Consider the following 26265-nt stretch of genomic DNA (forward strand, 5'->3'; position numbering starts at 1 on the left):
TAGATCGCCAGGCTTCGCGCGTACCCTCATCCGCCCCTGCGGGGCACCTTCTCCCGGTGGGAGAAGGATTGCGTTTCGCAGATTGCACTGCGTCCTTGTTTACAGGCTGTACGGCATGTCTGGCGTGCTGCATGAGCGCGCTCCAGCATTTGAGATGCAGGCAGGCGGCTTTAACAGGTAGGCGGCTTTAAAACGTGGAGTCGCGCTGCTGGCTCGGCAGGCTCCGCTGTCGGCGACACCGCCAGCAACCGCTCAACGCTGCTCGGGCACGGCCTTGACCCGTCGCGTGAATTCGGCAAGTTCCGGCAAGCCGGGATCCAGCTGGTGCGCCTCGTCCTGCGCACGACGGGCGAATGCCGCGTCTTCCTGGCCCAGCCGTTCGCTGCCGACTGCTACCCAGCGCTGCGCCAGACGGCGGCGCGCGCCTGCCAAGGCGTCGGCATTGGGTGTCAGCGCCTGCCACGCGTCCAGGCATCCACGCGCAGCACGCAGGCGGTTGTTGCGCAGCTCGTCCTCGAAGCAGCGCTGGCTGGCCGGCACCACGCGCGCTGCGGCCTGCAGCACGCGCGGGTCGCGCGGTGCCAATGCCTGGGCGGCACGCACGGCGTCGTAGGCGCTGGCGCCAGGCGGCGTCATCCAGTGGTGCTGCGCTTCGGCATCGGCAACGTGCTGCAGCAATGCACGCAGGCGGCGTTCGCGCGCGCTGCGCGACAGGCCGGTGTCTGGGCCGCGCTGAGCATCACGCGCGCGCGCAATCGCCTGTTCGGCCTGCACGATCGATGCGGCGCCCGGCACCAGCGCACGCGCCTGCTGCAGCGATTGCAGGGCATCGTCGAAGTGGAAATCCGCCGCTTGCCGGCTGGCCTGCGCGGCGTACTCGCCAGCCACCTGATCCAGCCCACGCTGCGCGGCTGCATCGCTCGGCTCGGCCGCCAGCACCGCGTTGAAATCGCGCGCGGCCGGAGCCAGGCGGCCACGTCGCAGCAAGGCCTGCGCACGTTGGCGGCGCTGTTCCAGCACGCGGTGATACTGGCCTTCGGTCAGCGGCACGTCGACATGCCCGGCGTCGTAACGCTTGGCCGCGGCCAGCAGCGCCGACGCGTCGCCGAGCGCATCGCGCGCCAATGCGTGGCGGGCCTGTGCCAACAGGTCGGTCAAGGCATCTTCGCGGCCTTCCAGTGCGTCGGTGCGGTCCGGCGCCAGGCTCAGGATGCGTTGGTACAGCGGCAACGCGCTGTCCGGCGTGCCGTCCAGGCGGCCTTGCTGCTGGGCAACCGCCGCCTGCGCCAGCAAGGCATCCAGCCCGACCCGACGTGCCTGCAGCGCGCGCAGCCGCGCGGCCACCGGGGCGATCTGCGCCTGCGGCGCTTCCAGGGCGGTTGCCAGCGCCAGCGCGCGTTGCGCTGCTGCGGCATCGCCGGCTGCGATCGCCGCGCGTGCCTGCACCACCGCAGCAGCGCCGGTCCGCGCCAGCCCGGCACGTGCTTCACCACGGTCGCCATCCAGCGCAAGTGCGGCGGCGAACAGTTCGCGCGCGCCGCTGCCATTGGCGGCACTGAGCTGGCCGCGCGACAACGCTGCATCGCCCCGCTGCAGCAACTGCTGGATGCGCGTGTCCGGCCATAGCCAATCGGCCAGCGGCTTGCGCAGCACCACAACGGTGAGCAACAGACACGCGCATAGCGCCAGTACCACGCGCCACAGCGCAGGGCTGCGCAGCGGCGCCCACAGACGAGGCGATCTGGCCCAGCGCGGAAGCGAAAACATGCGGTGGCGTCCATCCTTGGCGCGACCTGACGGGGACGCGTTCACCCGACTATGGTAGCTGCCTGCTGCGAAGACGATGTGCGTTTCGGGTATCGGGAATCGTCAGGCAGACATACCTGATCGGCGGATGCGCTTCGCAGATCCACTAATGAACCGTCGAGACACGAGCAGTAGCGGGCGTAGCGACTTGCACAGCATCGCCGCCATCGTCCGCTTGTTGACCATCGATGGATGCCAAGGCATGCGCCGTGACGATTGGTAGCCCTGGTTTCTACGGCGCCCGCCAAGCGAGCGCTACCGCCTTATTCCCCAGCGTCAGCCCAGGCGCCTGACCTCATTGACGCCGGGCAAGGCGTCCAGCTTGCCGAGCAGGGCCGACAGCTGGTCGTAGTCGCTGACCTTGAGCCGCAGCCGCAATTGCGCCCTGCCGGTATCGCGCACGTTATCGCTGTTGATTTCCAGCACGTGGGCGTCTTCCTGCGCGATCAGGTTGGTGATGTCCTTGAGCAGCCAGCGGCGGTCCACCGCACGCACCTGCACATCCACCTCGTAGCCGCTGCCGGCCTTGCCCCACTCCACCGGCAACACGCGCTGCGGGTGGGCGGCGGCCAGGCGCGCCAATGCCGCGCAATCGGTGCGGTGCACGGTGATGCCGCGGCCGCGGGTGAGGTAGCCGGCAATCGGTTCGCCGGCTACCGGCTGGCAGCAGCGCGCCAGCTGCACCAGCAGGTTGCCCACGCCCTGCACGGTGAATTTGGATTTGCCCAACCCATCGCGGCGCGCGGTCGGGCGTGGCGGCGCAGGCACCGCCGGCTGCGAAGCGGCCCGCTCGGCTTCCAGCAACGCGCGGCTGACCTGGTTCGGCCCGGTATCGCCCAGCGCCACCTGGATATACAGATCGTCGATGGTGTCGGCGTGGAATTTGCGTGTGGCCACGCTCAGATCGGCATGCTGCAGACCCAGCCGCTTGAGCTCGCGATCGAGCAGGTCCTTGCCGGCCTGCACGTTGCGCGCGCGGTCGAGCTTGTGGAACCACGCGCGCACCTTGTCGCGCGAGCGCCCGCTGGCCAGAAAGCCATTGGACGCCAGCAGCCAGTCGCGGCGCGGGTCGGCTTCCTTGGCGGTCATGATCTCCACGCGGTCGCCGCTGCGCAGCCGGTAGGTCAGCGGCACGATGCGGTCGTTGACGCGCGCGCCGCGGCAGCGATGCCCGACCATGGTGTGCACGTGATACGCAAAATCCAGCGGCGTGGCGCCCTGCGGCAGATCGATCACCTCGCCCTTGGGGGTCAGCGCATACACGCGGTCTTCGATCAGCTCGGCATCCAGCGCACCGGCCAGCTCGCCGTGCTCGCCTTCCTGCACCTGTTCCAGCAGCTGGCGCATCCACAGAATCTTGCGGTCGAAGGCCTTTTCGCCACCCTTGCCGCCTTCCTTGTATTTCCAGTGCGCGGCCACGCCGAGTTCGGCCTGGGCGTGCATTTCGAAGGTACGGATCTGGATTTCGATGGTGCGCCCTTCCGGGCCGACCACGGCGGTATGCAACGAGCGATAGTCGTTGGCCTTGGGCCGGGCAATGTAATCGTCGAACTCGCTCGGCACCGGCGCCCACAGCGAATGCACCGCACCCAGCGCCGCGTAGCAGGCCGCCACGTCGTCCACCATCACCCGCACCGCGCGGATGTCGTACAGCTGATCGAACGACAGCCGCTTTTTCTGCATCTTCCGCCAGATGCTGTAGATGTGTTTTGGCCGCCCGCTCACTTCAGCGCGCAGGCCCTGCTGCGCCAGCGCCGCCGACAAGCTGCGCTTGACCGCCTCCAGATAGCGCTCGCGCGCGATGCGGGTTTCGTCCACCTCGCGGGCGATGCGGCGGTAGGTCTCCGGCTCCAGATGCCGGAACGCCAGGTCTTCCAGCTCCCACTTCACCTGCCAGATGCCCAGACGGTTGGCCAGCGGCGCATGGATGTCGCGGGTGAGCTGGGCCAGTGCGCGGCGCTGTTCCTCGTTGAGCCGGTCGGCCACGCGCATGCGCGCCAACTGCCGCGCCAGCAGGATCGGCACCACCCGCAGGTCGTGGATGATGGACAGCAGCAACCGCCGCAGGCCTTCGCTGTTGCGCCCGGCCTCGCGCCCGGCATGCAGCGCCCAGACCTGATCGGCCGCATCCAGGCCGTCCAGCAACCCTTCCACCGCCACCCGGCGCTCCGCCGGTTGCCACGGCAGGCCAGCGACCGCACCGCGCAAGGCGGGCACATCGAACAACAACGCCGCAATCAGCGTGGCCTCGTCGGCGGCCAATAGCGCCAATGCATCCAGGGTGTCGCCAAGCAAGGCCCACGGCACGTGATCGGCCTGCGCGGGCGGCAGCTCCTGCCAGGCCCGCGTCAACGCCTCGCGCAACGCCGGCGCGATCGAGGCCACAGCAGGGCGCTGCAGCACAGATTGCAGGCGATCGAATGAGGAACTGGTCACAGCGGTGGACACGGCGGCGGGCAACAACGGGGGGGCTGGCGACTACGGTAACGTGCGCGTCACCTTCTCCACAACGCGTGCTGGCGGCGCAATCGCTGCGTGGGACGGCCGCCGTGCTTATTCCCGGTTCACCCGGCAACGTCTTGATTCGTAACCGCTCGATGCGGAAAACGGCAGAGCGTTGCGCGCGACAAGGAGCGTTGCGGCACCTTTTTACATGCTCTTTACAACTGCGCCAAACCGGCTGCCTATGCTCAACCCACGTCGTGTGCTGCATCCGGCAGCCAACGACGTTTTTCCCAACTGCGAGGTAGCCGAATGAAGACCTGGAAGAAGCCTGTCGTTCGTGAAGTCAATTGTGGCGCCGAAATCAACTGCTACGTCTCCGGCGAGTTTTGATCCGGCAAGTTTCACGCGCACCTGCCGCCCTTCCTCTTGATGCATGACCGGTACAGCCGGCAGCTTAGGTAACAGTTCTCCATGCGCATCATTGTTTTAGGATCGGCGGCCGGCGGTGGGCACCCGCAGTGGAATTGCCACACCCCCGCGAGTCTGCGGGCGTGGCAGCAAGCAGACGGTGCCCAGCGTCGTACCCAGGCCAGTATCGCAGTCAGTGCCGATGGCGAGCGCTGGGTGCTGATCAACGCCTCCCCCGATTTCCGTCAACAAATCCTCGCAACGCCGCCATTGTGGCCGCAGCATGGCTTGCGGCATTCGCCGATCGAAGCGGTGCTGCTCACCAGTGGCGAGATCGACCATATCGCCGGGCTGCTTTCGATGCGCGAAAGCCAGCCGTTCTCGCTGCATGCCAGCAGCCGCGTGCTGGATCTGCTCGCGCAGAACCCGATTTTCGATGCCGTCAACCCGCAGCACGTGACCCGGCAGCCATTCGCGCTGGACACGCCGCTGGCGCTGTGCGGGCTGCAACTCACCCCGTTCTCGGTGCCCGGCAAGGTGCCGTTGTTCATGGAATCGCGCAGCGGCGGCGACCTTGCCGGCTCCAATGAAGAAACCCTCGGGCTCACCATCGACGATGGCAGCCACCGCGTGCACTACATTCCCGGCTGCGCGGCGATGACCGACGCACTGCGTGCACGCCTGCACGGCGCCGAACTGCTGTTCTTCGACGGCACGCTGTGGCGCGACGACGAAATGGTGCAGCTGGGTGTCAGCCAGAAGACCGGCCAACGCATGGGCCACATGAGCATCGATGGCCCCGACGGCACCATCGCCGCATTCGCTGCGTTGGACGTGGCACGCAAAATCTTCATCCATCTCAACACTACCAATCCCGTGCTCAACACCCGGTCGCCCGAGTTCGCCCATGCGCGCGCCAGCGGTTGGGAAGTTGCACACGACGGCCTGGAGATCGCCCTGTGACCGCCCTGCTCAGCCCCGACCAACTGGAAGCGGACCTGCGTGCCATCGGCGCGCGTCTGTATCACGACCAGCATCCGTTCCATGCGCTGTTGCACCATGGCAAGCTCGATCGTGGGCAGGTGCAGGCCTGGGCCTTGAACCGCTTCGAATACCAGCGCTGCATTCCGCTGAAGGACGCCGCGATTCTGGCGCGCATGGAAGACCCGGCGCTGCGGCGGATCTGGCGGCAGCGCATCCTCGATCACGACGGCAATAGCGCCAGCGATGGCGGCATCGCGCGCTGGCTGCATCTCACCGATGCGCTGGGCCTGGACCGCACACTGGTGGAATCGGGCCGTGCGTTGCTGCCCGGCACGCGCTTTGCAGTGCAGGCGTACCTGCAGTTCGTGCGCGAAAAAAGCCTGCTCGAAGCGATCGCCTCCTCGCTGACCGAGTTGTTTGCGCCCAACATCATTGGCCAGCGCGTGGCCGGCATGCTCAAGCATTACGACTTCGTGTCGTCCGAGGCCTTGGCCTATTTCGAGCATCGTCTGACCGAAGCGCCGCGCGATTCGGACTTTGCGCTCGACTATGTCAAGCAGCACGCCGACACGGTCGAAAAACAGGCGCTGGTCAAGGCCGCACTGCACTTCAAATGCTCGGTGCTGTGGGCACAGCTGGATGCATTACACGTGGCCTATGTCGCCCCCGGTATCGTGTGGCCGGACGCCTTCGTGCCGGACCGCGACGCCAGCCGAGCCGCTGCGTGAGCAGCATTACCCGCGATAGCCAGCCGGCCCTGCGCGCAGGCGTGCGCCTGCAACACGACCGCGCACGCGACCAATGGGTGCTGCTGGCGCCCGAGCGCGTGGTCGAGCTGGACGAGATCGCCTTGGTGGTGGCGCAACGCTTTGATGGCACGCGCTCGCTGGCGCAGATTGCGCAGGAGCTGGCCACAGAATTCGATGCGGATGCGGCGGTTATCGAGCTGGATGTGATCGAACTCACCGGCACCCTGCATCAAAAGCGTTTGCTGCGGCTATGAACATTGCACCGCCACCGCTGTCGGTGTTGCTGGAGCTGACCCACCGTTGCCCGCTGGCCTGCCCGTATTGCTCCAACCCCATCGCACTGGCCGCCCTGCGCGAGGAAATGGACACCGCCGGCTGGCGCTCGTTGCTGCGGCAAGCGGCCGACATGGGTGTACTGCAGGCGCATTTTTCCGGCGGCGAGCCGATGCTGCGCAAGGACCTGCCCGAGCTGGTGGCGCATGCGCGCGCGCTGGGGCTGTACAGCAATTTGATTACCTCCGGTGTCGCTGGCGGCGAGCCGATGCTGGACCAATTGCAGGCTGCCGGGCTGGAACATGTGCAGCTGAGCGTGCAGGACGTCGACCCGGCCGGCGCCGATCGCATCGCCGGCTACCGCAATAGCCTGTCGAAAAAGCGCGAATTCGCCGCCGCCGTACACGCGCGCGGCCTGCCGCTGACGCTCAACGCGGTGCTGCACCGCCATAACGCCGAGCGCGTGCCCGGCATGATCGCGCTGGCGCTGGAGTGGCAGGCCGAGCGCATCGAAGTGGCACATACCCAGTACTACGGCTGGGGCCTGCGCAATCGCGCGGCGCTGATGCCCAGCCGCGCGCAGCTGATGGCCACCATCGAGGCGGTGGAAACCGCACGCCGCGAGCTCGGCGATCGCCTGGCGATCGACTTCGTCACCCCCGATTATTACGCGCGCCAGCCCAAGCCGTGCATGGGCGGCTGGGGGCAGCGCTTCGTCAATATTTCTCCGCGCGGCGACGTGCTGCCTTGCCATGCGGCCGAAACCATCGAGGGCATGCGCTTTGACAATCTGCGCGAGCGCTCGCTGGCCGATATCTGGAACAACGGGGAGGCCTTCGTGCGCTTCCGTGGCACTGCCTGGATGCCCGAGGTCTGCCAGGGCTGCCCCAAGCGCGAGATCGATTGGGGCGGCTGTCGCTGCCAGGCACTGGCACTCAGCGGCGATGCCGCCACGCTGGACCCGGTCTGCGAACGTTCGCCCGCACATGGGCAGGTGCGCGCAACTGCCGAACGTGAGGCCGCATCGCCGGCACCGGAGTTCATTTACCGCCGCCCGGCCCGCTCGGCACCAGCCACTGCGGACACGCTGGAATAAGCGGCGTCGGCCGGCACAACAGCGTCTACACTAGCCCTCTCTTCTTCCTTGGATGGCTTCCATGTCGCTCGCGCGCCGCATTCCCCTGCTGGTTTGCCTGACCCTGGCGTTGCATGCCGCCCCCGCCCTGGCGCAACGCGCCGTGCAAGGCGATCTGCAGTCGCAGATGAGTGCCGAACAGTTCAAGGCCGCCGGCCTGGACAAGCTCGATGCCAACGAACTGGCCGCCCTCAACGATTGGCTGCAGGGCAAGGTCGCCAAGGAGGCCGCGGTGGTGGTCGAGCAGGCCAAGGAAGCCGGCCGCCAGGAAGTCATCGTCAAGAACCGCGGCTTCTTCGACTTCGGCAGCAAGGAGCCGATCGAGAGCACGATTGTTGGCGAGTTCAGGGGCTTTTCGAAAGGTCGCGTCTACACGCTGGCCAACGGTCAGGACTGGGAGCAAACCGATGCGGCCAGCCTGGCCGGTGTGCGTAAGGATGCGCCCAAGGTCAAGATCAAACCGGGCCTGGTCGGCGTGTGGTATCTGCAGATCGAAGGCTACAACACCCCGGCCAAGGTGCGGCGGATCAAGTAAGCGCACCAACCAGCGCTGCGCGGCTGCCCATGGCGGTCGCCGCGCTTGCAACCAGAGCGCAGCACGCAAATCCGGCCGCTGCGCGTTGCGCCCGCGACATTGCAACTGCGGCCGCTGGATTCTCGCTCGCTGCAATACAGTGCATGAAAGAGGTAACGCTGATCCCCGGCGGGGGTGCCGCAGACGTGCGTGGTGTAGTCGCACACACGCCACGCTCGGCACACGGACGCGGCGCACCGGATCATCGCAGTCAGCAACGCACACACGCACCCTGTTCGGCAGCGATAGGTGGTGTACTCGTTCGCGATAGATACCACGCGTACACTCCCGTTCAAGCTGTGCCATCCACCCGCCTGACGCGACTGCTGGCCGCGTCGCCTCCGGCACCGATTGGCTTGCAGCAAACACTGGCAGAAAAACGCCACCTGGAGAACGTGCATGCGCTCGATCACCCGTTGCAGCGTCGCCCTGGTCGCCTCGCTGTTTCTGTTTAGCGGCGCCGCTGCGGCTGCGGTCACCACCACGGCTTCGCCAGCGGAGCGCTGCGCGCATGCACCCGAGGGCGGCTTCGGCCAGGCGTTGGTGTGTTATCACGATGCGATCGAACAACAACCGCTGCTCTACACGCGCGTTGCCACCAGCAGCGTTGCCGGTGTCGAGCGGCGCGATTACCTGCTGACCTCGCAAGACTGGTCGCCCGAAGGACTGGTCACGCCGGCACGCTGGCAGCACGATGTGGCGATCTACGTGCCGAAGGACGCCTTGCCCACGCGCGCAGTGTTGATCTCAACCAACGGCACGCGTCATCCCGGGGCTGGCAGCGCGGCGCAGCTGGCCAATGAGCTGCAGCCCGAGGCGCTGGCAACACTGGCGCAACGCACCCGCACCGTGGTGATTGCGCTCAGCGATATTCCCAACCAGGCGCTGAGGTATCAGGGCGATGCCAGCCCACGGCGCGAAGACGACAGCGTGGCCTATAGCTGGTCGCTGTTCCTGCAGGCGCCGCAGCAGCGCAAGACCATGCCGTTGCACGTGCCAATGGCGGCGGCGATTGCACGCACCATGAGCCTGGCCGAGCGCGAACTGGCACCGTTACGGATCCATCGCTTCGTGCTTGCCGGCGCCTCCAAACGCGGCTGGGCCAGCTGGCACGCCACCATCGCCGACCAGCGCGTGGACGCGGTGGTGCCGTTGGTGATCGACATCCTCAACATGCCCGCGGTGTTGGAGCATATGTCCCGTACCTATGGCGGCAACTGGCCGATTGCCTTCAACGCCTATGCAAAGCAGGGAATCACCTCGCAACTGCAGACGCCGGCCTTTGCGCAATTGGTACAGCTGCAGGATCCGCTGAGCTATTTGCACACGCCGTACCGCAAGCGGCTGGCAGTTCCCAAGTACATCGTCAACGCCAGCGGCGACGACTTCTTCCTGCCGGACAACACCCAGTTTTTCTACAATGCGCTGCCCGGCAGCAAGGCGCTGCGCGTGCTGCCCAACAGTGCGCACAACATCCGCGCCTCCATCGTCGACACGCTGGCGCCGTTTATCACGCGCCTGCAGCAGCAGCGTCCGCTACCGAAGGTGAGCGATGCCTTGCGGATGAGCGAGGCGCCGCAGATTCGCTTCCGCTCCTCCGAACGCCCGACGCACTTGCAGCTATGGAGCGCCAACAATCCACGGGCACGCGACTTCCGCTATGCCTGCGGCATTCGCTACAGCGCCACGCCGATCACGCTCAACGGCAGCAGCACGGTCTCGGTGCCGGTGCAGGTTGCGCAGGCCGGCTGGAGCGCGTATTTCGTTGAAGCCACCTATGCGGATGGATTCGTTGCCACCAGCCAGACCTACGTGCTGGGCAAGCAGCGCTACCCCACGCAGGCACCGCCTACCGACGACGCGGCCTGCAGCACCTTGCCTGGCACTGCCAATGGCGCTACTGCGCGCTGAAGCGGTCGTCACACCTCCATTCATGACGTGGCTGACTGGAGCGTGCCGCGCTCGGCCTATAGCGATGCATCGATTGCAGGGTCCGCTTTGGACGCCAGCTGGTGATCAAACTGGACGCATGTCCGTTTTTCGCAACGAAGGCCGCATAGACAATGCCAGGCGGCACGTTTGGCGCTTGAGTACGCCAGCAAGATCGATCCAACCTGACTGATCCATTGACATCGTTGTCAGCAGCTCCTACACAGGCCCGTACGCGCTGACGGCATCGGCCGATCAGACAGACCAAAGGATTGAATGTGGCTGCGACTTCGCGTTCCGCTTACGCCTCTGCCTCGCCTGCTGCTCCCACTGCCACCAGCTTCATCGCCGCCGATGTCGGCGGTACGCATGTGCGTGTCGGTCACATGCTGCAGGCAAGCAATGCAGGCTTGGAGCTATCGCATTACCGCACCTACCGGTGCGCCGAGCACGCCAGCCTGGAAGCCATCCTCGCCGACTTTCTGCAGCAGGTACACGGCATCGATGCGGTGGTGATCGCCAGTGCCGGTGTGGCGCTGGACGACGGCAGCTTCATCAGCAACAACCTGCCGTGGACGCTCTCGCCCAGCCGCATCGGCGCCGCGCTGGCGGTGCGCAACGTGCACCTGGTCAACGACTTCGAAGCAGTCGCCTATGCCGCGCCGCAGATGGACCAACGCGCCGTGCTGCAACTGAGCGGCCCGACCCCGCGCCATGCGCGTGCCAGCGGGCCGATTCTGGTGGTCGGCCCCGGCACCGGCTTGGGGGCGGCGGTGTGGATCGATGCAAACCCACGCGCGATCGTGCTGGCCACCGAGGCCGGCCAGGTCGCGCTGGCCAGCACGCACGAGCACGAGCGTTCACTGCTGCAGATCCTGTTGCGTGGCCGGCAGTATCTGCCGCTCGAGCACGTGCTCTCCGGGCCGGGCCTGCTGCACCTCTACAACGCCGTCTGCGAGCTGCACGCTGCAACGCCGCGCCATCGTCTGCCCGCTGCAATCACCCACGCCGCGCTGCATGAAGACGACGCGCGCGCGCGCGAATGCCTGCAGCTGTTCTGCGGCTTGCTGGGCAGTGCGGTCGGCGACATGGCGCTGGCCTACGGCGCCGCCGGCGGCATCTATCTGGCTGGCGGCATCTTGCCCACGATCGGCCAGTTTCTGCTCGGCAGCACATTCGGCGAACGTTTCCTGGCCAAGGGCAACATGCGCGCGGTGCTCGAACGCATCCCGGTCAAGTTGGTCGAGCACGGGCAACTGGGCGTGCTCGGCGCGGCCAATTGGTATCTGCAACACCGCACCGACGTGTCGTAAGCGAACCACCACGCGCTTCACCCCGAGCGCGCGTCTGCAAGACCCCGCATCCGGCGAGCAATCGCCCGCCGTCCATCCCTGTGCGTGATGAGGAGAGACATCATGAACTACAGACTGACCCTGCTATCCAGCGCCATTGCCCTGTCGCTGGCATTCGCTGCGCAGGCCCAGGACAGCGGTGACGCGCAAGCCACCGACCTGGACCCCGTCCAGGTGGTCGGCATCCGTGCCAGCCTGGAAAAATCGCTCGACACCAAGCGCAACAACACCGGCATTTCCGAGGCGATCACCGCCGAAGACATCGGCAAGTTTCCCAGCACCAAGATGGCCGAAGCCCTCTCGCAGAATCCTGGCGTCACCCTGGACAGGCGCTTCAGGCAAGGCGAGCACGTGAGTATCGATGGCACCAACCCCTGCCTCAATCTGTCGTTTCTGGACGGGCACCCGGTGGCGCAAGCGATCTGGTTGTACGGCGAACAGCCCAGTCGGGCTTCGATTACACCCTGCTGGCTCCGCAAATCCTGGGCCGTGCAAAAATTTTCAAATCGTCCGAAGCGCGCCTCACCGAGGGCAGCCTGGGCGGCACCGTGCTGATGCACACGCGGCAACCGCTGGATCTGAAGGCCAGCGAGGTGGCCGCCTCCATCGGCTACAGCTACAGCGACCAGGCCAGTCAGGGCAACCCTAATGCAGCACTGCTCTACAGCTGGAAAAACGCTGCCGACACCTTCGGCATTGCGGTGTCGGCGCAGCATTACGAAGAACGCGTGGACCGACGCGCTGTCGTACGACACCAGCGATGACTGGGTGTTTCGCTTCGCTGCGGCCAAGGTCATCGCCTGGGCACCGTACGACCAGATGGTCAACCACACCTTCCTCAACGCCACCACCTTGACCGGCAGTGGCGGTAATGCAGAGCTGGCGCCGTACGAATCCTGGAACCTCAATCTCTCTGCCGAGTACACCTTCGCCCAGCAAGCTGTGGTGGCGTGGTCGCTGTTCTACAAGAAGATCGACAACTACATCGATACCAGCGCCAGCGTGGAGCGCCAGTACAACGCGCTAGGCGACATCGCGCCGCAGAGCTGGGCGCAATTGCTCGGCAGCACTGGCTGCACGGCGGATGGCTACTGCGACAACAGCATCCAGCGGCCACGCAACGCCGGCGACGGCAAGGTCAAGGGCTTCAACATCTCCTCCCAGCAACCGTTCGGCGACAGCGGCTTCGGCCTGACCGCCAACTACACCTATGCCAACGGCACAGCCGACACCACGGCGACGACGTGTCGGCCGTGTGAACTGCAAGCCGCGCCGACCGCCCGATGCGATCGGAGCGGCCGGCGTGCGCGTGGTGCGTTCCTGATTCGGCGAGTGCATCCGACTACGGGCGAGGCGCTGCCACACGTCAGATGCAGCTCAGCTCCGCAGCGCTGCGACGCGCTGCGACAATTTCTTCGCAGACACACCCGACTTGGCACCCAACTCCTGCGCAAACACCGACACGCGCAGCTCTTCCAGATCCCAGCGCAGCGATTGCCATTCCTCGCGCTGCCGCAAACCGCGCGCGGCCGCGTCATCCAGCGCATCCACGAAGGGCTTGAGCTCGAGCATGCGCGCCTGGTCGCGCGCAGGATCGCGCTTGGCACGTTCGGTGCGCAGGATCATCGCCTTGAGGTAGCGCGGATAATTGGCCAACGCTTCGGCCGGCGTGTCGCGCAGGAAGCCGGCATGCACCAGCGCGCGCAGTTGCTGTTCCATATCGTCCAGATTGCCGCGTGCCCAGCCCATCAACGGCGCTTCCAGTAACGGCTTGAGTTCGGCCACTGCACTCAGGATGCTTTCGGCCAGCTTCAAGCGTTCCATCGCTTCGCCGAACAGCCGCTTGATCGCATCGTCGCGGCGCTGCGCAAACGCGCCGGGGTCGCGAATGGCGCCCAAGCCATCGGCCAGCACCGCATTGAGCGCGGCATCGACCAGATCGCCGCGCAGGCGTTCCTGCGATTCGATTGACGCATACAGCAGCCCGGTCTTGGGCGACACCGGCAGTTGCTTGCGCGCCTGCTTGATCTTGTCGGCCAACGCGATTCCCAGCAGGCGGCGCACGCCGCGCGGATGCGCACGCGCCGCCTCGTTGCGGTCGGCGAAAATACGCAGCGCTGCGTTATCGCCCTGATCCACCAGCGCCGGGTACGCCGGCACACCGGCCTCGCCTGCCACCTGCTCGGGAATCGGCGTGCTCGGAAAATCGCGCAGGCCTTCGGCAGCCAGCGCACGCCCGGCACGCGCGGCAAACGCCTGGCCGGCACGTTCGCCGAAGCGCGCACGCAGCCCGTCCAGGTCGCGCGACTCGGCCAGCACCTTGCCGTCGTCGTCGCGCAGGCGCAGGTTCATCAGCAGATGGGTGTCCAGCGCGTCGTCATCGAAATCCAGCGCTGCCACTTGCGTGCCGGTGGCCTTGGTCAAAAAGCGCGCCAGCTCGCCGCGGATATCGTCGGCCGAAGCAACGCAGTAGGCCTCGTAGAACGCACGCCCGAAGTCCGGCGCCGGCACATAGTTGCGGCGCTGCGCCTTGGGCAGGCTGCGAATCAATGCAGACGCCTTGTCGGCAACGAAGCCCGGCGCCAGCCACGACAGGCGGGCCGGATCCAGCGCGTTGAGCAGGTGCAACGGCACATCCAGGGTGACGCCGTCATCGATGGCACCGGGCTCGAAGCGGTAATGCAGCGGCAGCCGCGCATCGCCAAGCGGGAAGTACTTCGGAAAGCGGTCGGCCTCGCTGCCTTCGCCGGGCAGCAGATCGTTCAAGCTCCAATGCAGGCTGCGGCGTTTGTCGGGCGGCAAGGTCTTCCACCACGCGTCCAGCCCACTGGCCGAATGCAACTCGGCCGGAATGCGATCCAGATACCAGCGCGCCTGCCAGCCTTCGTCGGCCACGATGCCGGCACGCCGCAGCTTGGCCTCTTCTTCGCGCGCCTGCTCCAGCACCTTGAGGTTATCGGCCACGAAGGCCGCGCGCGAGTTGATCTCGCCGGTCACCAGGCCCTGGCGCACGAACAGGTCGTGCGCGGCGGCCGGGTCGATCTTGCCGTAATGCACCGGCTTCTTCGGCGCCAGCACCAGCCCGAACAGACTGATCTGCTCGGAGGCGACCACCTGCCCCTGTGCACGCGACCAATGCGCATCGAAGTGCTTGCGCGCAAGCAGGTGCCCCAGTTCGGCGATGGCCCAGTCCGGCTCGATCGCCGCGTTGGTCATGCCCCAGACCTTTTGCGTGTCCAGCAGCGTGGCAGCCAGGATCCACGGCGGCGGCTTGCGCGCCAGCGCAGAACCCGGAAACGGCACGAAGCGACGTTGCCGGGCCGCCAGATAATCGCCCTTTTCGGTGCGATGCCCGATCTGCGTCGGCAGGCCTGCCAGCAGCGCACGATGCAGCGATTGATATGCCGCCGCACGTTCGCGCTCGCTGGTCCGTGCAGATGCCTCGGCCGGGTCGGGCTGTTTGTTCGCAGCTGCAGGGACGCGTTGCGCAGGCGCTGCGTTGGGATCCGGCTTGCCTTCGCGCGCCAGGCGCGCAGCACGATGCAACTGCCCGCGCGTGGGCCGGTTGGCGTTGTGGCCGTCCTCACGGGCAGGCGCGCTGGCACCGGCCAGCAGCGGCGCAAGCATCACATTGGCCGGCTCCTCGTTCCAGCCGAGCTCCTCGCAGAGCAGCCGCAACTGACGATGCAGCTCGCGCCACTCGCGCATGCGCAAAAAGCCGAGAAAATGCCGGTTGCACCAGTCGCGTAACTTGGATTGGGTGAGATCTTCATGCACCTGTCGGTACGCGTCCCACAGACGCAGGATGCCGACGAATTCCGAACGCCCATCGGCAAACAGCGCATGTGCATTATCGGCGGCCTCGCGCGCTTCGGGCGGGCGCTCGCGCGGATCCTGGATGCCCAGGAAGGACGCAATGATGATCATCTCGCGCAGGCAACCGTGCTGCTGCGCGGCCACCAGCATGCGTGCCAGCTTGACGTCCACCGGCAGGCGCGCCATCTGGCGGCCGGTGGCGGTCAGACGGCGTTCGCCATCGATCGCGCCGAGTTCCAGCAACTGCTGCCAGCCATCGGCCACCGCACGTTCGTCCGGCGCTTCCAGGAACGGAAAGTCTTCGATCCGCCCCAGTCCCAGCTGCAGCATGCGCAAAATCACGCCGGACAACGACGAACGTCGAATTTCCGGATCGGTAAATGCCGGGCGCGCGGCGAAATCGGCTTCGGCATACAGCCGGTAGCAGATGCCCTCGGCAATGCGTCCGCAGCGGCCCATGCGCTGGTTGGCGCTGGCCTGCGAGATCGGCTCGATATGCAGGCGGTCCAGCTTCTGACGTGGGCTGTAGCGTTTGACGCGCGCAAATCCCGGGTCCACCACATAGCGGATGCGCGGCACCGTCAGCGAGGTTTCGGCCACGTTGGTGGCCAGCACCAGGCGTCGGCGCGGGCCGGGATTGAACACACGGTCCTGATCGGCCGCCGACAGCCGCGCGTACAGCGGCACCACTTCGGTTTCGCGGTATTTGCGCCGTTCCAGCGACTGGTGCGCATCGCGGATCTCGCGCTCGCCCGGCAGGAACATCAGGACATCGCCACGCGGGTCGATGCGGGTGATTTCATCGATGGCCGCCACGATCGCATCGTTGACAGTGCGCTCGCCCTCGCGCCCGTTACTGTGCTCTCCGTCACCGCTTTCGCCCATATCGCCTTCGAGCGGGCGGTAGCGCACTTCCACCGGAAAGGTGCGGCCTTCCACATTGATCACCGGCGCATTGTCGAAATGCTGCGCGAAGCGCTCGGTATCGATGGTGGCCGAGGTGACGATCAGCTTCAGGTCGGGGCGCTTGCTCAGCAATTGCTTGAGATAGCCCAGCAGGAAATCGATGTTGAGGCTGCGCTCGTGCGCCTCGTCCACGATGATGGTGTCGTAAGACGAGAGCCAACGGTCGCTGGCGATTTCGGCCAGCAGGATGCCGTCGGTCATGAACTTGATGCGCGACTGCTCGCTCACGCGATCAGTGAAGCGCACCTGGAAGCCCACCGTGGTGCCCAACGGGGTCTTCAACTCCTCGGCCACGCGCGCGGCCACCGCACGTGCGGCGATCCGGCGCGGCTGGGTGCAGCCGATCATGCCGGCGGCACCGCGCCCGGCCGCCAGACACAACTTGGGCAGCTGGGTGGTCTTGCCCGAGCCGGTTTCGCCGGCGATCACGACAACCTGGTGGTCGCGGATCAGCGCGATGATGCGCTCGGCCTCGCGCGCGATCGGCAGCTGGTTGTCCAGCGTGATGGTGGGCTGCTGTTCGGCACGCGCCTGCCGCTGCGCCAGCGATGCCGCCAGGGCCTGCTCGAACGCGTCGCGCACCTGCGGGTTGCCCGGCTTGCCCTGCCAGCGCGACCATAGGCCCAGCAAACGGCCACGGTCGCGGCTCATCGCGCCATCCACGGCACGGCGGCGCTCGCGCAAGGTGTTGGCAAGGTCGGTATCGATAGCGCTCATTGATGGAGAAATGTGAAAGATTGAATGACGTTTGATCCTTTAGCCTGTCTATTGTGCCGCCATATCAGTTCCCTACGACATCAACCCCGCAAGGACCATCCCATGTCCAAGAAAAAGAACGCCAACAAGCCCGTCGTCGTCAGCGACGCCCTGCCGGTCGCTGCTGCATCGGCGCCGCATATCGATATCGGGATCAAGGACAGCGATCGCAAGCAGATCTCCGACGGTCTGGCCCGCTACATGGCTGACGCCTTCACCCTGTATCTGAAGACCCACAACTTCCATTGGAATGTCACCGGGTCGATGTTCAACTCGCTGCACACCATGTTCGAAACCCAGTACACCGAGCAGTGGGCCGCGCTGGACGAAGTGGCCGAGCGCATCCGCGCCCTGGGCTACAACGCGCCGGGCTCCTACCGCGAATTCGTTGCGCTGACCTCGATCGCGGAAGAGCCGGGCCTGAGCGACAGTGCCGACTGGCGTGAAATGGTGCGCCAGCTGGTCAGCGGCAACGAAGCGGTCTGCCGCACCGCCCGCAAGGTGCTGGGCACCGCCGACGACGCCGGCGACGACCCGACCGTGGACCTGCTGACCCAGCGCCTGCAGACCCACGAAAAGTACGCCTGGATGCTGCGCTCGCTGCTGCAGTAAACCCTTCGGGCTTCGCCCCTTCGGGTTTGCCCAAGGTTTCGCTGTTGCGAAAACCTTGGGCCCCTGCTCAATTGCCTGCCACACCCCGCGCCTTCGGCGCGCCCCCTGACTCAGGGGGCTACTGGGGTCACTTTCTCGGCAATGGAGCACATGGCGGGCAAGTTGCTCGGCGCTACGCTGCTTCTTTGCCATGTGATCATCATGATGCCGGACATCGCGCCCCTCTCCCGCTGGGGCGAGAAGGCACGGCTTGCGCGCCACCGGGGCGCGTGCCTCGGAGCGCCCGCGCCGCAAGCGCGGGCCGGGGCGCGGGGAGGGGTTGGGGTGAGGGTACGGCGCGAGCCAGGGTCGTTTCAGACGCAACGCCTACCTGACCTCTCCTGTGCCACGAGAACCATGCAACGCCGGACGCCTCTTCCAGGCACTGTTGGGCGCACACCCTCGCATCGCGGCGTTCCCCGACCCGCCAGTCCGCAACCCGGCAGGCATGACACCAACCAGGGCTTGACCCGCGCGGTATCCTAGGCGGATGTCTTCCCCCGCCCACGAACTGCTCAGCCGCGTCTTCGGTTACGACGACTTCCGCGGCCCACAGCAGGCCATCGTCGAACACGTCGCTGCCGGCAACGATGCCCTGGTCCTGATGCCCACCGGTGGCGGCAAATCGCTGTGCTACCAGGTCCCGGCGCTGTTGCGCGACGGCATCGGCATCGTGGTCTCGCCGCTGATCGCGCTGATGCAGGACCAGGTCGAAGCGCTGCGCCAGCTCGGCGTGCGCGCCGAATTCCTCAATTCCACCCTGGATGCAGAAAACGCCCAACGCGTCGAACGCGCCTTGCTATCCGGCGATCTGGACCTGCTGTACGTCGCGCCGGAACGGCTGTTGACCCAGCGTTTCCTCTCCCTGCTGGAACGTAGCCGCATCGCGCTGTTCGCCATCGACGAGGCGCATTGCGTCTCGCAATGGGGCCACGATTTCCGCCCGGAATATCGCCAGCTCACCGTGCTGCACGAGCGCTGGCCGCACATCCCGCGCATGGCGCTGACTGCCACCGCCGACCCGCCGACCCAGCGCGAAATCGCCGAGCGCCTGGATCTGGTGGATGCGCGCCACTTCGTCAGCTCCTTCGACCGCCCCAACATCCGCTACACCGTGGTGCAGAAGGACAACGCCCGCAAACAGCTGCAGGAATTCCTGGGGCGTTATCGCGGCTCGGCCGGCATCGTCTATGCGATGTCGCGGCGCAAGGTCGAAGAAACCGCGCAGCACCTGTGCGCGCAGGGCTTCACTGCGCTGCCCTACCACGCCGGCCTGCCGGCCGAGGTGCGCGCGGAAAACCAGCGCCGTTTCCTGCGCGAGGACGGCATCATCATGGCTGCCACGATCGCCTTCGGCATGGGCATCGACAAACCGGACGTGCGCTTCGTGGCGCATGTGGATCTACCCAAATCGCTGGAAGGCTACTACCAGGAGACCGGCCGCGCCGGCCGCGACGGCGACCCCGCCGAAGCCTGGCTTTGCTACGGCCTGGGCGATGTGGTGCTGCTCAAGCAGATGATCGAACAGGGCGAAGCGGCCGAAGAACGCAAGCGCCTGGAGCGCGCCAAGCTCGACCACCTGCTCGGCTACTGCGAATCCATGCAATGCCGCCGCCAGGTGCTGCTGGCCGGTTTCGGCGAGACCTATCCCAAGCCCTGCGGCAATTGCGACAACTGCCTGACCCCGGCAGCGGCCTGGGACGCCACGGTGGCCTCGCAGAAAGCGCTCAGTTGCGTCTATCGCAGCGGCCAGCGCTTCGGCGTGGGCCATCTGATCGACATCCTGCGCGGCAGCGAGAACGAACGCATCAAGCAGCTCGGCCACGACCAGCTGAGCACCTACGGCATCGGCCGCGATCTGGACGAACGCACCTGGCGCGGCGTGTTTCGCCAGCTGGTGGCCGCCAGCCTGCTGGAAGTGGATAGCGAGGGCCACGGCGGTCTGCGCCTCACCGATGCCAGCCGCCAGGTGCTCAAGAGCGAGCGCCAGGTGATGATGCGGCGCGAAAATCCGGCCGCCGGGCGCGACCGCGGTGCCCAGCGCACCGGCCTGCCGGTGCAGGCCCAGGACCTGGTGTTGTTCAACGCCTTGCGCGGCCTGCGCGCAGAGCTGGCCAAGGAACAGAATGTGCCGGCATTTGTGATCTTCCACGACAGCACCTTGCGCAACATCGCCGAACAACGTCCCACCAGCATCGACGCGCTGTCGCGGGTGGGCGGCATCGGCGGCGGCAAGCTGGCGCGTTACGGCGCGCAGCTGATCGAGCTCGTGCGCGAACAGGGCTGATGCAGCAGCATGTGTCACCGCAACGCCGCCGATGGCACAAAACTCCGCAGGATCGACAGCGCGCATTCAATCAGCCGTTGCTAGTTTCACAAAGCTAGCTGGCACGCGCTGCCAGCCCTCCTTCGTAGAGTCCAACCGATGAAACGCAGTCTGCTTCTCCTGGTCACTCTGTTCGCCACCGGCAGCGCATTGGCCCAAGCCAGCGATGGCAGCGCCGAGACCGCGACACCGCGCTCGCTGGACCTGAGCGTTCCGCAAGCGCCGGTGCAGTACCGCTCCGACCCGGAATACAGCACCGACCCGCCGGGCACCTTCTACGGCGACAAGAGCGGCCCCAAGCCGGCACTGGCGCGGCCCAGCGCTGCATCCATCGCCGCCGAGCGCGCCGAGCAATGCCAGGGCAAGCTGCATGGCGCAGTCGAAACCGGCATGGGCTATTCGAACCGCGGCGGCAACAGCAACTGGCAGGCGGTCAATTTGAACTCCTGCAAGACCTATTACGACGATGACGGCAAGGCGCACCAGATCGGCGTCAGCATCAGTGTCGGGCGTGGCGAAGGCCCGGTTTTTGGCCCGCGTTATGCGCCCGGCGGGTATGGCCCCGGCCCGCTCGGCTGGTAACCATACGGCTCCGTTTGCATTGACGGAGGGTTCACTGCCGCATCGCTGAGAATGGGGCTTGCCTTACGGGACGCGCGCATGTCACAGAACAAGGAACGGCCGGTCGTATTCGTTGTCGAAGACGGCGACGGCACCCGCCAACTCAGCTGCCTTGTGCTGGAGAGCTACGGTTTCACCTGCCGCAGCGCCGGCTCGGTCGAAGAAGCGTTGTCCCTGATCGAAAGCGACCCGCGCGTGGACGTGCTGTTTTCCGATATCCATTTTCCGGGCGGGCTGACCGGTGTGGATCTGGCGCTCAAGACGGCACATGCCCCCTACAACCTGCCGGTGCTGCTGACCTCCGGACTAGCGGTCGAGTATGTGGAAGAGATCCTGCCCGATGGTGTGGCCTTCCTGGAAAAGCCCTACACCCCCGAGCAGCTGCTGAGTGCGATCCGCAGCGTGATGGCGAAGCACCGCGTGCTGGCCACTCCGGTCGCGTAACACCGTCGGCTAGCCGATGCGTTTGTCCCGTGGCTGGTCAGGCAATCGACCATCTCAGGCGTAATCGCATCTCCTGCGTGCGCACGCGCACCGCCAAGCGCTGAACGCTCGTCTAGCCGATACAGTGGATGCAGCTGATGGTTAGTTGCGGATCACCGCCGGAAATCGCAAATGCGTCATCGCAACCGCACGCCGGCCGGGCGCGTATCCCCAGACGTAACACCAGGTAGCCCTGCCGCGTACACGTCTGTGCCCAAAGCGCTGCATGCCCGCAGCGCAAACCGACGCAAGCACTCGCCGATAGATCAAGTCTCAGTACCTGCTTGCACGCATGCAGGGTATTTCACGCGATCAAGCAGCCTGCTCGCTAGGCTAACGTTATTGCAGCACTGGGCTGCGGAAGACTGTCAGGAGTTCCTCATGGGCGACAATTCGTTTCTATCACCGGCTTTCATCATCCTGGTCATCGGCGTGATTGCCGTTGTGCTGTTTCTGGTCACGCGCGCCAAGAAAAAGCGCAACAAGAAATAACATTCGCACGGTGACGGCCGCGACTGCTTACGCGTGCGACGCCGTCGCTGCGTCATTGCATTTACCCAGGCGGCGGTCGACGCAGTCGGCCTTTGCTTGGTCAGGCATGCCGCTGGCGTCTTGATTGATCGAACAGGCGCTGCGCAGCGATCAGGAAGATGCCCTGGCCAGGGCGCATGTCAGCATTAGAAGTCCGCAGTGCCGTCGAATCGCACCATGCCAATGCTGCGGCTGTTCCCGCCACACCAAGACAGCACCAGCGGCACGCCCTGACAAGCGCCACGCAGCCGCATACATCAGGTGCTGCAATCAGAACCGCTCGCCCGCCGGCAGATAGCGCCATTCGCCGATCGCCAGCTTGCCCAGCGACACCCGGCCCACGCGCAAGCGGCGAATGCTGACCACCTCCAGCCCCACTTCGCCGCACATGTAGCGCAGCTGGCCAGGCTGCATGTTCTTGATTGCAAACCGCAGGCGCTCTTCGTTTTGCCAGCTCACCTTGCACGGCGACAGGCTGCGCTGCTGGTAGACAAGGCCGTGCGCCAACCGCGCCATGCCGTACGGACGCAATTCGCCCTGTACTTCGACCAGAAATTCCTGCTCGATGGAGCTGGCATCGGCACTCAGCCTGCGCAGCACGCGGCCGTCCTGGCTCAGCACCAGCAGGCCGCTTGCCGCGTCTTCCAACGGCAGCGGCGCCGTCAGCCGCAGGAAGTGCCGCTTCAGCACACGGGTGTCGGAGTGATCCAGCGCGCTGCGCGTCGCCGGCGTGGCAAGCGCCAGCGCGGCGTCGGCGGACACCCCTGCCGGCTTGTGCAGCAACAAGGTGGCGGGCTCGGCAGGTGCCAGCACCGCATTCTCGGCCAGCGTGACCTGCGCTGCGGTCGCCAACGCCTGCGGCTCTTCGACCACCACCCCGTCCACGCTCACCCAGCCACCCTCGATGTACTGCTGAGCCTCGCCACGCGAGCAACCGAATACGGCGGCCACGCATTTATCGAGACGGATCGGATCGGACATCGGGCGAGCTCAGCATCAGGGGACGGCAGTGTACGTGCTGGGTCAACGGATGCGTGAGTCGCTGCCAATCACAGCGATGCACCTCTGTCACCGCTGCACCGGCACCATCTGTCGGCCACGGGCACGTTGTCCCCGGCATGCGCAGCTGCGTACGCTGACGCCGGATGCTTCTGTGCCGCGCAACAAAGTGGGAAACTCGCCGCTCACACAGGAGATTGCAGATGTTCATCAAGTTCGGCAACGCGCGGGTCCGCCTCAACCATGTCTCCGTCATCAGCGACCCGTTCAATGCGGGCGAAAGCTTCGGCTCTTACTGTCACTCGGTTCGGGTCGGGCTGATCTCCGGCGAAGAAGTCATCGCACGCTTCAACAGCGAAAGCGGCGCCGAGCAGCTGCATGCCGACGTGCTTGCCGCACTGGAAGCCTGAGCGCAAGGCCATCCTCATCGCGTCGCGCCGGCTGCGCGCGATGCGTGGGATGCACCACCGCTGCACACAAGATGCGTGCTGCAGCGCGCGCGGTATCACCCGCACCGCGAATAAAGCGCTTCGCATCGGCCTTCCATCACGGCTGCACGCCGGTGCATTACGGTTCCAAACGACGAACTCGACCATTCAACGCGCTCCGCTTGCTGGTCTTCAACACCTTCACGCGCGCGCTCCAGATGTCGGTAAAACGTCGGAAATTCGCTGTACCACTGGCACGCTTCGATCCAGCGAAATCCCGTTCGTTGCTCCGCTTCCAGCATCCCTGTCAGGACGCGCAAAGTCGCTGTCAGGAACTTCCACTCTGTAATGAATCGACGCTAAGTATTTTGCGATTGAGGGCCTTTAGCTCCGCGCAATCCGGCCGCTAGCTGGGCAAGACGCTTGAGTCGATGCACCCCGCATCCACCAGGCGACTCAGCTGCACTACCTGGATTCGGTCATGAATGACTTTCTGCAACGCCTCAATGTCGGCCGTCGCCTGGGAATGGCGTTCGGCATTTTGATTCTCTTGTCTGGCCTGCTGGTGGCCACCGGCCTGATCACCATGTCCAATGCCCGTTACGAGCTGGACACCATCGTCAACAGCAACATGGAAAGGATCCGGCTGTCCTCCGAAATGCTCGACGCCAATACCAACGTGGCGATCGGCCTGCGCGATATCGTGATGGTCTCCGGCGATGCGGCCAACCGCGCCGCGCTTGCGATGATCGAGCAGAACCGCACGCGCTATCACCAAGCCCACGACGCGCTGGCGGCGATGCCCAGCAGCGACGTGGAAAAGGCCGCACTCAAGCGCGTGCAGGAAAAGCGCGACGTCTCGGTCAAGTTCAACAACCAGATTCTCGAATACGGCATTCACGACCAGAACCAGGAAGCGCAAGCCTTGCTGCAAGGCGCCGCCGCTACGGCGATGAACGAGCAACAGGCCGCCATTCGCGCAAACGCCGAACTGGAACGCCGGCTCAGCAAAGAGGCATATGCAACCGCCGTTGCGTCGATGCACCGCGGCAAGGTCACCCTGGCCAGCGGCGGCATTGCCGCGCTGGTCATCAGCGCGCTGCTTGCCTGGTTGATCACGCGCAGCCTGACCACGCCGTTGAGCCAGGCCACGCGCACCGCCGAGGCCATTGCCGGCGGCAATCTGCACAACGATGTCCACACCACCGCCACCGACGAAACCGGCCGCCTGTTGCAGGCCATGGACAAGATGCAACTGCAGCTGCGCAACCTGATTGCCGCGCAGACCGACATGGCCAAGCATCACGATAGCGGCCAGATCAGCTTCCGCATCGACGCCTCCGCATTCCCGGGCGACTACGGCCGCATGGCCAACGACACCAACCTGCTGGTGGCCTCACACGTCGCGGTACAAAACGATCTGGCGCGCATCATGGGGCGCTACGCCATCGGCGAACTTGCCGAGGACATGCAGCCATTGCCGGGCGAAAAGGCCGTCTTCAGCAACACCATGGCGCAGGTCAAGCTCAACCTGTCGGCGATGAATCACGAAATCAAGCATCTTGCGCAGGCGGCGGCCAATGGCGACTTCAGCGCACGTGGCGATGTCGAACGCTTCCAGTTCGATTTCCGCATCATGGTCGAGAGTCTCAATCACCTGATGTCCACCGCAGATGGCAACCTGCAATCGCTGTCGGCCTTGCTGCAATCGATCGCCGCGGGCGATCTTACGGCACGCATGGGCGGCGAGTTCCGCGGCGTGTTTGCGCAGATGCGCGACGATGCCAATGCAACGGCAAGCCAGTTGGCGCAGATCGTTGGCAACATCCAGCAGTCCGCGGTGTCGATCAATTCGGCTGCCAGCGAAATTGCGGCCGGCAACCAGGACTTGTCGCAACGCACCGAGCAGCAAGCAGCCAACCTGGAAGAAACCGCCGCGTCGATGGAAGAGCTGACATCCACCGTCAAACAGAATGCCGAGAGCGCACGCCAGGCCAATCAACTGGCGATCGGCGCCGCAAGTGTGGCCTCGCAAGGTGGCCAGGTGGTGGGCAAGGTCGTGGAAACCATGTCCGGCATCGAAGCCTCGTCCAAGAAGATCGCCGACATCATCAGCGTCATCGACGGCATTGCGTTCCAGACCAACATCCTGGCGCTGAACGCCGCGGTGGAAGCCGCACGTGCCGGCGAACAAGGCCGCGGCTTCGCGGTGGTGGCCTCCGAGGTGCGCACGCTTGCGCAGCGTTCGTCCGGTGCAGCCAAGGAGATCAAGGATCTCATCGACGATTCCGTCCAACGCGTGGCGGAAGGCTCGGCACTGGTGCACAGCGCCGGCAAGACCATGGGCGACGTGGTAGCCAGTGTGCAGCGCGTCACCGACATCATGAGCGAGATTTCGGCGGCATCGCAGGAACAGTCCGCCGGCATCGAACAGGTCAATCAGACCATCACCCATATGGATGAAACCACCCAGCAAAATGCTGCACTGGTGGAAGAAGCCACCGCTGCCGCACGCTCGATGGAAGAACAGGCCGTGCAACTCACTGACGCGGTAGCCATCTTCAAGATCGATGCACGGCAGGCACGTCGCGCAGACACCCGTGCGGCGGCGCCGGTCGCGCAGCTGCTGAACAAGGTTCGCAACGGCTGAGCACCTGCACGGCGCGCTGGCTGGCCGCATACAGCCGGTGCGCGTCGCTGGTGGCAAGGCTGAAACGGCGCAGCCCCTGCAGCTTGGGGTGCGCCATGACCGCGTCCATCAGCGCGTTGCCATAGCCCCTACCCTGGTGCTCGGGCAGCACGAAGACATCGCCCAGATACGCGAAAGTGGCGTAATCGGACACCACACGCGCGAACGCCGCCTGCCCGCTGCCAGTGAAACCGCCAAAACAGCGCGAGTTATCGATCGAACGCTGCACCAGGGGCAATCCAATGTCCCTGGCCCAGCTGGTGTGCTGCGACAGATACCGGTGGATCAGCGCCACGTCGGGTTCGGACGCTTCGGTGGTAACGCGCAACGGCAGCATGACAGCG

Annotated in this window: 19 protein-coding genes and 1 pseudogene; 15 read left to right on the forward strand and 5 right to left on the reverse strand. The window is 65.6% G+C overall.

Annotation, left to right across the window (positions count from 1 at the left end):
- Positions 1-252: 252 nt before the first annotated feature.
- Together M3O59_RS14925 and M3O59_RS14930 are read right to left on the reverse strand one after the other, a co-directional pair.
- Positions 253-1695: a hypothetical protein gene (locus tag M3O59_RS14925; RefSeq protein ID WP_064634663.1), complete on the reverse strand. Its 1443-nt coding sequence runs from the start codon at positions 1693-1695 to the stop codon at positions 253-255.
- A gap of 387 nt (positions 1696-2082) precedes the next feature.
- On the reverse strand, positions 2083-4269 hold the full coding sequence (locus M3O59_RS14930; RefSeq protein WP_249048973.1) for a RelA/SpoT family protein: 2187 nt from the start codon (positions 4267-4269) through the stop codon (positions 2083-2085).
- A 291-nt stretch (positions 4270-4560) separates the two neighbouring features.
- On the opposite strand from M3O59_RS14930, the gene pqqA reads away from it, so the two are divergent.
- The 9 genes and pseudogenes from pqqA to M3O59_RS14975 all read left to right on the forward strand — a co-directional run.
- Positions 4561-4641 carry a pyrroloquinoline quinone precursor peptide PqqA gene (gene pqqA / locus M3O59_RS14935; RefSeq protein WP_002812057.1) on the forward strand — a complete coding sequence of 27 codons (81 nt, stop codon included), beginning with the start codon at positions 4561-4563 and terminating at the stop codon, positions 4639-4641.
- A gap of 81 nt (positions 4642-4722) precedes the next feature.
- Positions 4723-5622: a pyrroloquinoline quinone biosynthesis protein PqqB gene (gene pqqB / locus M3O59_RS14940; RefSeq protein ID WP_249054496.1), complete on the forward strand. Its 900-nt coding sequence runs from the start codon at positions 4723-4725 to the stop codon at positions 5620-5622.
- The gene (gene pqqC / locus M3O59_RS14945; protein ID WP_064634630.1) at positions 5619-6371 is read left to right on the forward strand and encodes a pyrroloquinoline-quinone synthase PqqC; all 753 of its coding nucleotides are present in this window, start codon (positions 5619-5621) and stop codon (positions 6369-6371) included. The genes pqqB and pqqC overlap by 4 nt, the downstream gene beginning before the upstream one ends.
- Positions 6368-6646, forward strand: a complete 279-nt coding sequence (gene pqqD, locus M3O59_RS14950) for a pyrroloquinoline quinone biosynthesis peptide chaperone PqqD (RefSeq protein WP_249054502.1) — start codon at positions 6368-6370, stop codon at positions 6644-6646. Before pqqC ends, pqqD begins: the two co-directional genes overlap by 4 nt.
- A complete protein-coding gene (pqqE, locus tag M3O59_RS14955) occupies positions 6643-7761 on the forward strand; it encodes a pyrroloquinoline quinone biosynthesis protein PqqE (protein ID WP_249054509.1) in 1119 nt (372 codons plus the stop codon). The genes pqqD and pqqE overlap by 4 nt, the downstream gene beginning before the upstream one ends.
- 61 nt (positions 7762-7822) lie before the next feature.
- Positions 7823-8335, forward strand: coding sequence for a hypothetical protein (locus M3O59_RS14960; RefSeq protein WP_064634627.1), 513 nt, complete (start codon positions 7823-7825; stop codon positions 8333-8335).
- 438 nt (positions 8336-8773) lie between these two features.
- Positions 8774-10285, forward strand: a complete 1512-nt coding sequence (locus M3O59_RS14965; RefSeq protein ID WP_249054516.1) for a PhoPQ-activated pathogenicity-related family protein — start codon at positions 8774-8776, stop codon at positions 10283-10285.
- A gap of 296 nt (positions 10286-10581) precedes the next feature.
- Complete coding sequence (locus M3O59_RS14970) at positions 10582-11616, forward strand: glucokinase family protein (RefSeq protein WP_249054522.1); 1035 nt, start codon at positions 10582-10584, stop codon at positions 11614-11616.
- Positions 11617-11718: 102 nt separating this feature from the next.
- Positions 11719-12888 (forward strand): annotated as a pseudogene (locus M3O59_RS14975) (TonB-dependent receptor domain-containing protein); the annotation flags it as partial.
- A 144-nt stretch (positions 12889-13032) separates the two neighbouring features.
- Here M3O59_RS14975 and hrpA read toward each other — a convergent pair.
- Positions 13033-17154, reverse strand: a complete 4122-nt coding sequence (hrpA, locus tag M3O59_RS14980; protein WP_116905352.1) for an ATP-dependent RNA helicase HrpA — start codon at positions 17152-17154, stop codon at positions 13033-13035.
- Between the two features lie 102 nt (positions 17155-17256).
- Between hrpA and M3O59_RS14985 the strand changes: the two genes are divergently transcribed.
- The 4 genes from M3O59_RS14985 (at position 17257) to M3O59_RS15000 (ending at position 21235) form a co-directional block, all read left to right on the forward strand.
- The gene (locus tag M3O59_RS14985; protein ID WP_064634622.1) at positions 17257-17805 is read left to right on the forward strand and encodes a Dps family protein; all 549 of its coding nucleotides are present in this window, start codon (positions 17257-17259) and stop codon (positions 17803-17805) included.
- 529 nt (positions 17806-18334) lie between these two features.
- Positions 18335-20131: a DNA helicase RecQ gene (recQ, locus tag M3O59_RS14990; RefSeq protein ID WP_116905353.1), complete on the forward strand. Its 1797-nt coding sequence runs from the start codon at positions 18335-18337 to the stop codon at positions 20129-20131.
- A 138-nt stretch (positions 20132-20269) separates the two neighbouring features.
- Positions 20270-20752 carry a hypothetical protein gene (locus M3O59_RS14995; RefSeq protein WP_116905354.1) on the forward strand — a complete coding sequence of 161 codons (483 nt, stop codon included), beginning with the start codon at positions 20270-20272 and terminating at the stop codon, positions 20750-20752.
- Between the two features lie 78 nt (positions 20753-20830).
- Entirely contained in the window at positions 20831-21235 is a 405-nt protein-coding gene (locus tag M3O59_RS15000) for a response regulator (protein ID WP_064634619.1), read from the forward strand.
- Between the two features lie 840 nt (positions 21236-22075).
- Here M3O59_RS15000 and M3O59_RS15005 read toward each other — a convergent pair.
- Entirely contained in the window at positions 22076-22786 is a 711-nt protein-coding gene (locus M3O59_RS15005) for an rRNA pseudouridine synthase (RefSeq protein WP_249046931.1), read from the reverse strand.
- Positions 22787-23007: 221 nt separating this feature from the next.
- Here M3O59_RS15005 and M3O59_RS15010 point away from each other — a divergent pair, with 221 nt between their 5' ends.
- On the forward strand, positions 23008-23214 hold the full coding sequence (locus tag M3O59_RS15010) for a hypothetical protein (RefSeq protein WP_064634617.1): 207 nt from the start codon (positions 23008-23010) through the stop codon (positions 23212-23214).
- Positions 23215-23713: 499 nt separating this feature from the next.
- Positions 23714-25882 (forward strand): methyl-accepting chemotaxis protein, encoded by a 2169-nt coding sequence (locus tag M3O59_RS15015; protein WP_116905356.1) that lies wholly within the window; start codon positions 23714-23716, stop codon positions 25880-25882.
- Here the strand turns inward: M3O59_RS15015 and M3O59_RS15020 are convergent.
- Positions 25794-26258, reverse strand: a complete 465-nt coding sequence (locus tag M3O59_RS15020; RefSeq protein ID WP_116905357.1) for a GNAT family N-acetyltransferase — start codon at positions 26256-26258, stop codon at positions 25794-25796. The two genes, M3O59_RS15015 and M3O59_RS15020, sit on opposite strands and share 89 nt — an antisense overlap.
- Positions 26259-26265: the final 7 nt, after the last annotated feature.

The organism is Xanthomonas nasturtii, from assembly GCF_023337365.3.
GTDB classification, from domain to species: domain Bacteria; phylum Pseudomonadota; class Gammaproteobacteria; order Xanthomonadales; family Xanthomonadaceae; genus Xanthomonas; species Xanthomonas nasturtii.

Coding starts and splice junctions, on each gene's coding strand:
- M3O59_RS15010 (WP_064634617.1), top strand. CDS start 23,008: ATGTTCATCAAGTTCGGCAACGCGCGGGTCCGCCTCAACCATGTCTCC.
- M3O59_RS14960 (WP_064634627.1), top strand. CDS start 7,823: ATGTCGCTCGCGCGCCGCATTCCCCTGCTGGTTTGCCTGACCCTGGCG.
- pqqE (WP_249054509.1), top strand. CDS start 6,643: ATGAACATTGCACCGCCACCGCTGTCGGTGTTGCTGGAGCTGACCCAC.
- pqqA (WP_002812057.1), top strand. CDS start 4,561: ATGAAGACCTGGAAGAAGCCTGTCGTTCGTGAAGTCAATTGTGGCGCC.
- M3O59_RS15005 (WP_249046931.1), bottom strand. CDS start 22,786: ATGTCCGATCCGATCCGTCTCGATAAATGCGTGGCCGCCGTATTCGGT.
- M3O59_RS14995 (WP_116905354.1), top strand. CDS start 20,270: ATGAAACGCAGTCTGCTTCTCCTGGTCACTCTGTTCGCCACCGGCAGC.
- M3O59_RS14985 (WP_064634622.1), top strand. CDS start 17,257: ATGTCCAAGAAAAAGAACGCCAACAAGCCCGTCGTCGTCAGCGACGCC.
- hrpA (WP_116905352.1), bottom strand. CDS start 17,154: ATGAGCGCTATCGATACCGACCTTGCCAACACCTTGCGCGAGCGCCGC.
- pqqB (WP_249054496.1), top strand. CDS start 4,723: ATGCGCATCATTGTTTTAGGATCGGCGGCCGGCGGTGGGCACCCGCAG.
- M3O59_RS15000 (WP_064634619.1), top strand. CDS start 20,831: ATGTCACAGAACAAGGAACGGCCGGTCGTATTCGTTGTCGAAGACGGC.
- M3O59_RS15020 (WP_116905357.1), bottom strand. CDS start 26,258: ATGCTGCCGTTGCGCGTTACCACCGAAGCGTCCGAACCCGACGTGGCG.
- M3O59_RS15015 (WP_116905356.1), top strand. CDS start 23,714: ATGAATGACTTTCTGCAACGCCTCAATGTCGGCCGTCGCCTGGGAATG.
- recQ (WP_116905353.1), top strand. CDS start 18,335: ATGTCTTCCCCCGCCCACGAACTGCTCAGCCGCGTCTTCGGTTACGAC.
- M3O59_RS14965 (WP_249054516.1), top strand. CDS start 8,774: ATGCGCTCGATCACCCGTTGCAGCGTCGCCCTGGTCGCCTCGCTGTTT.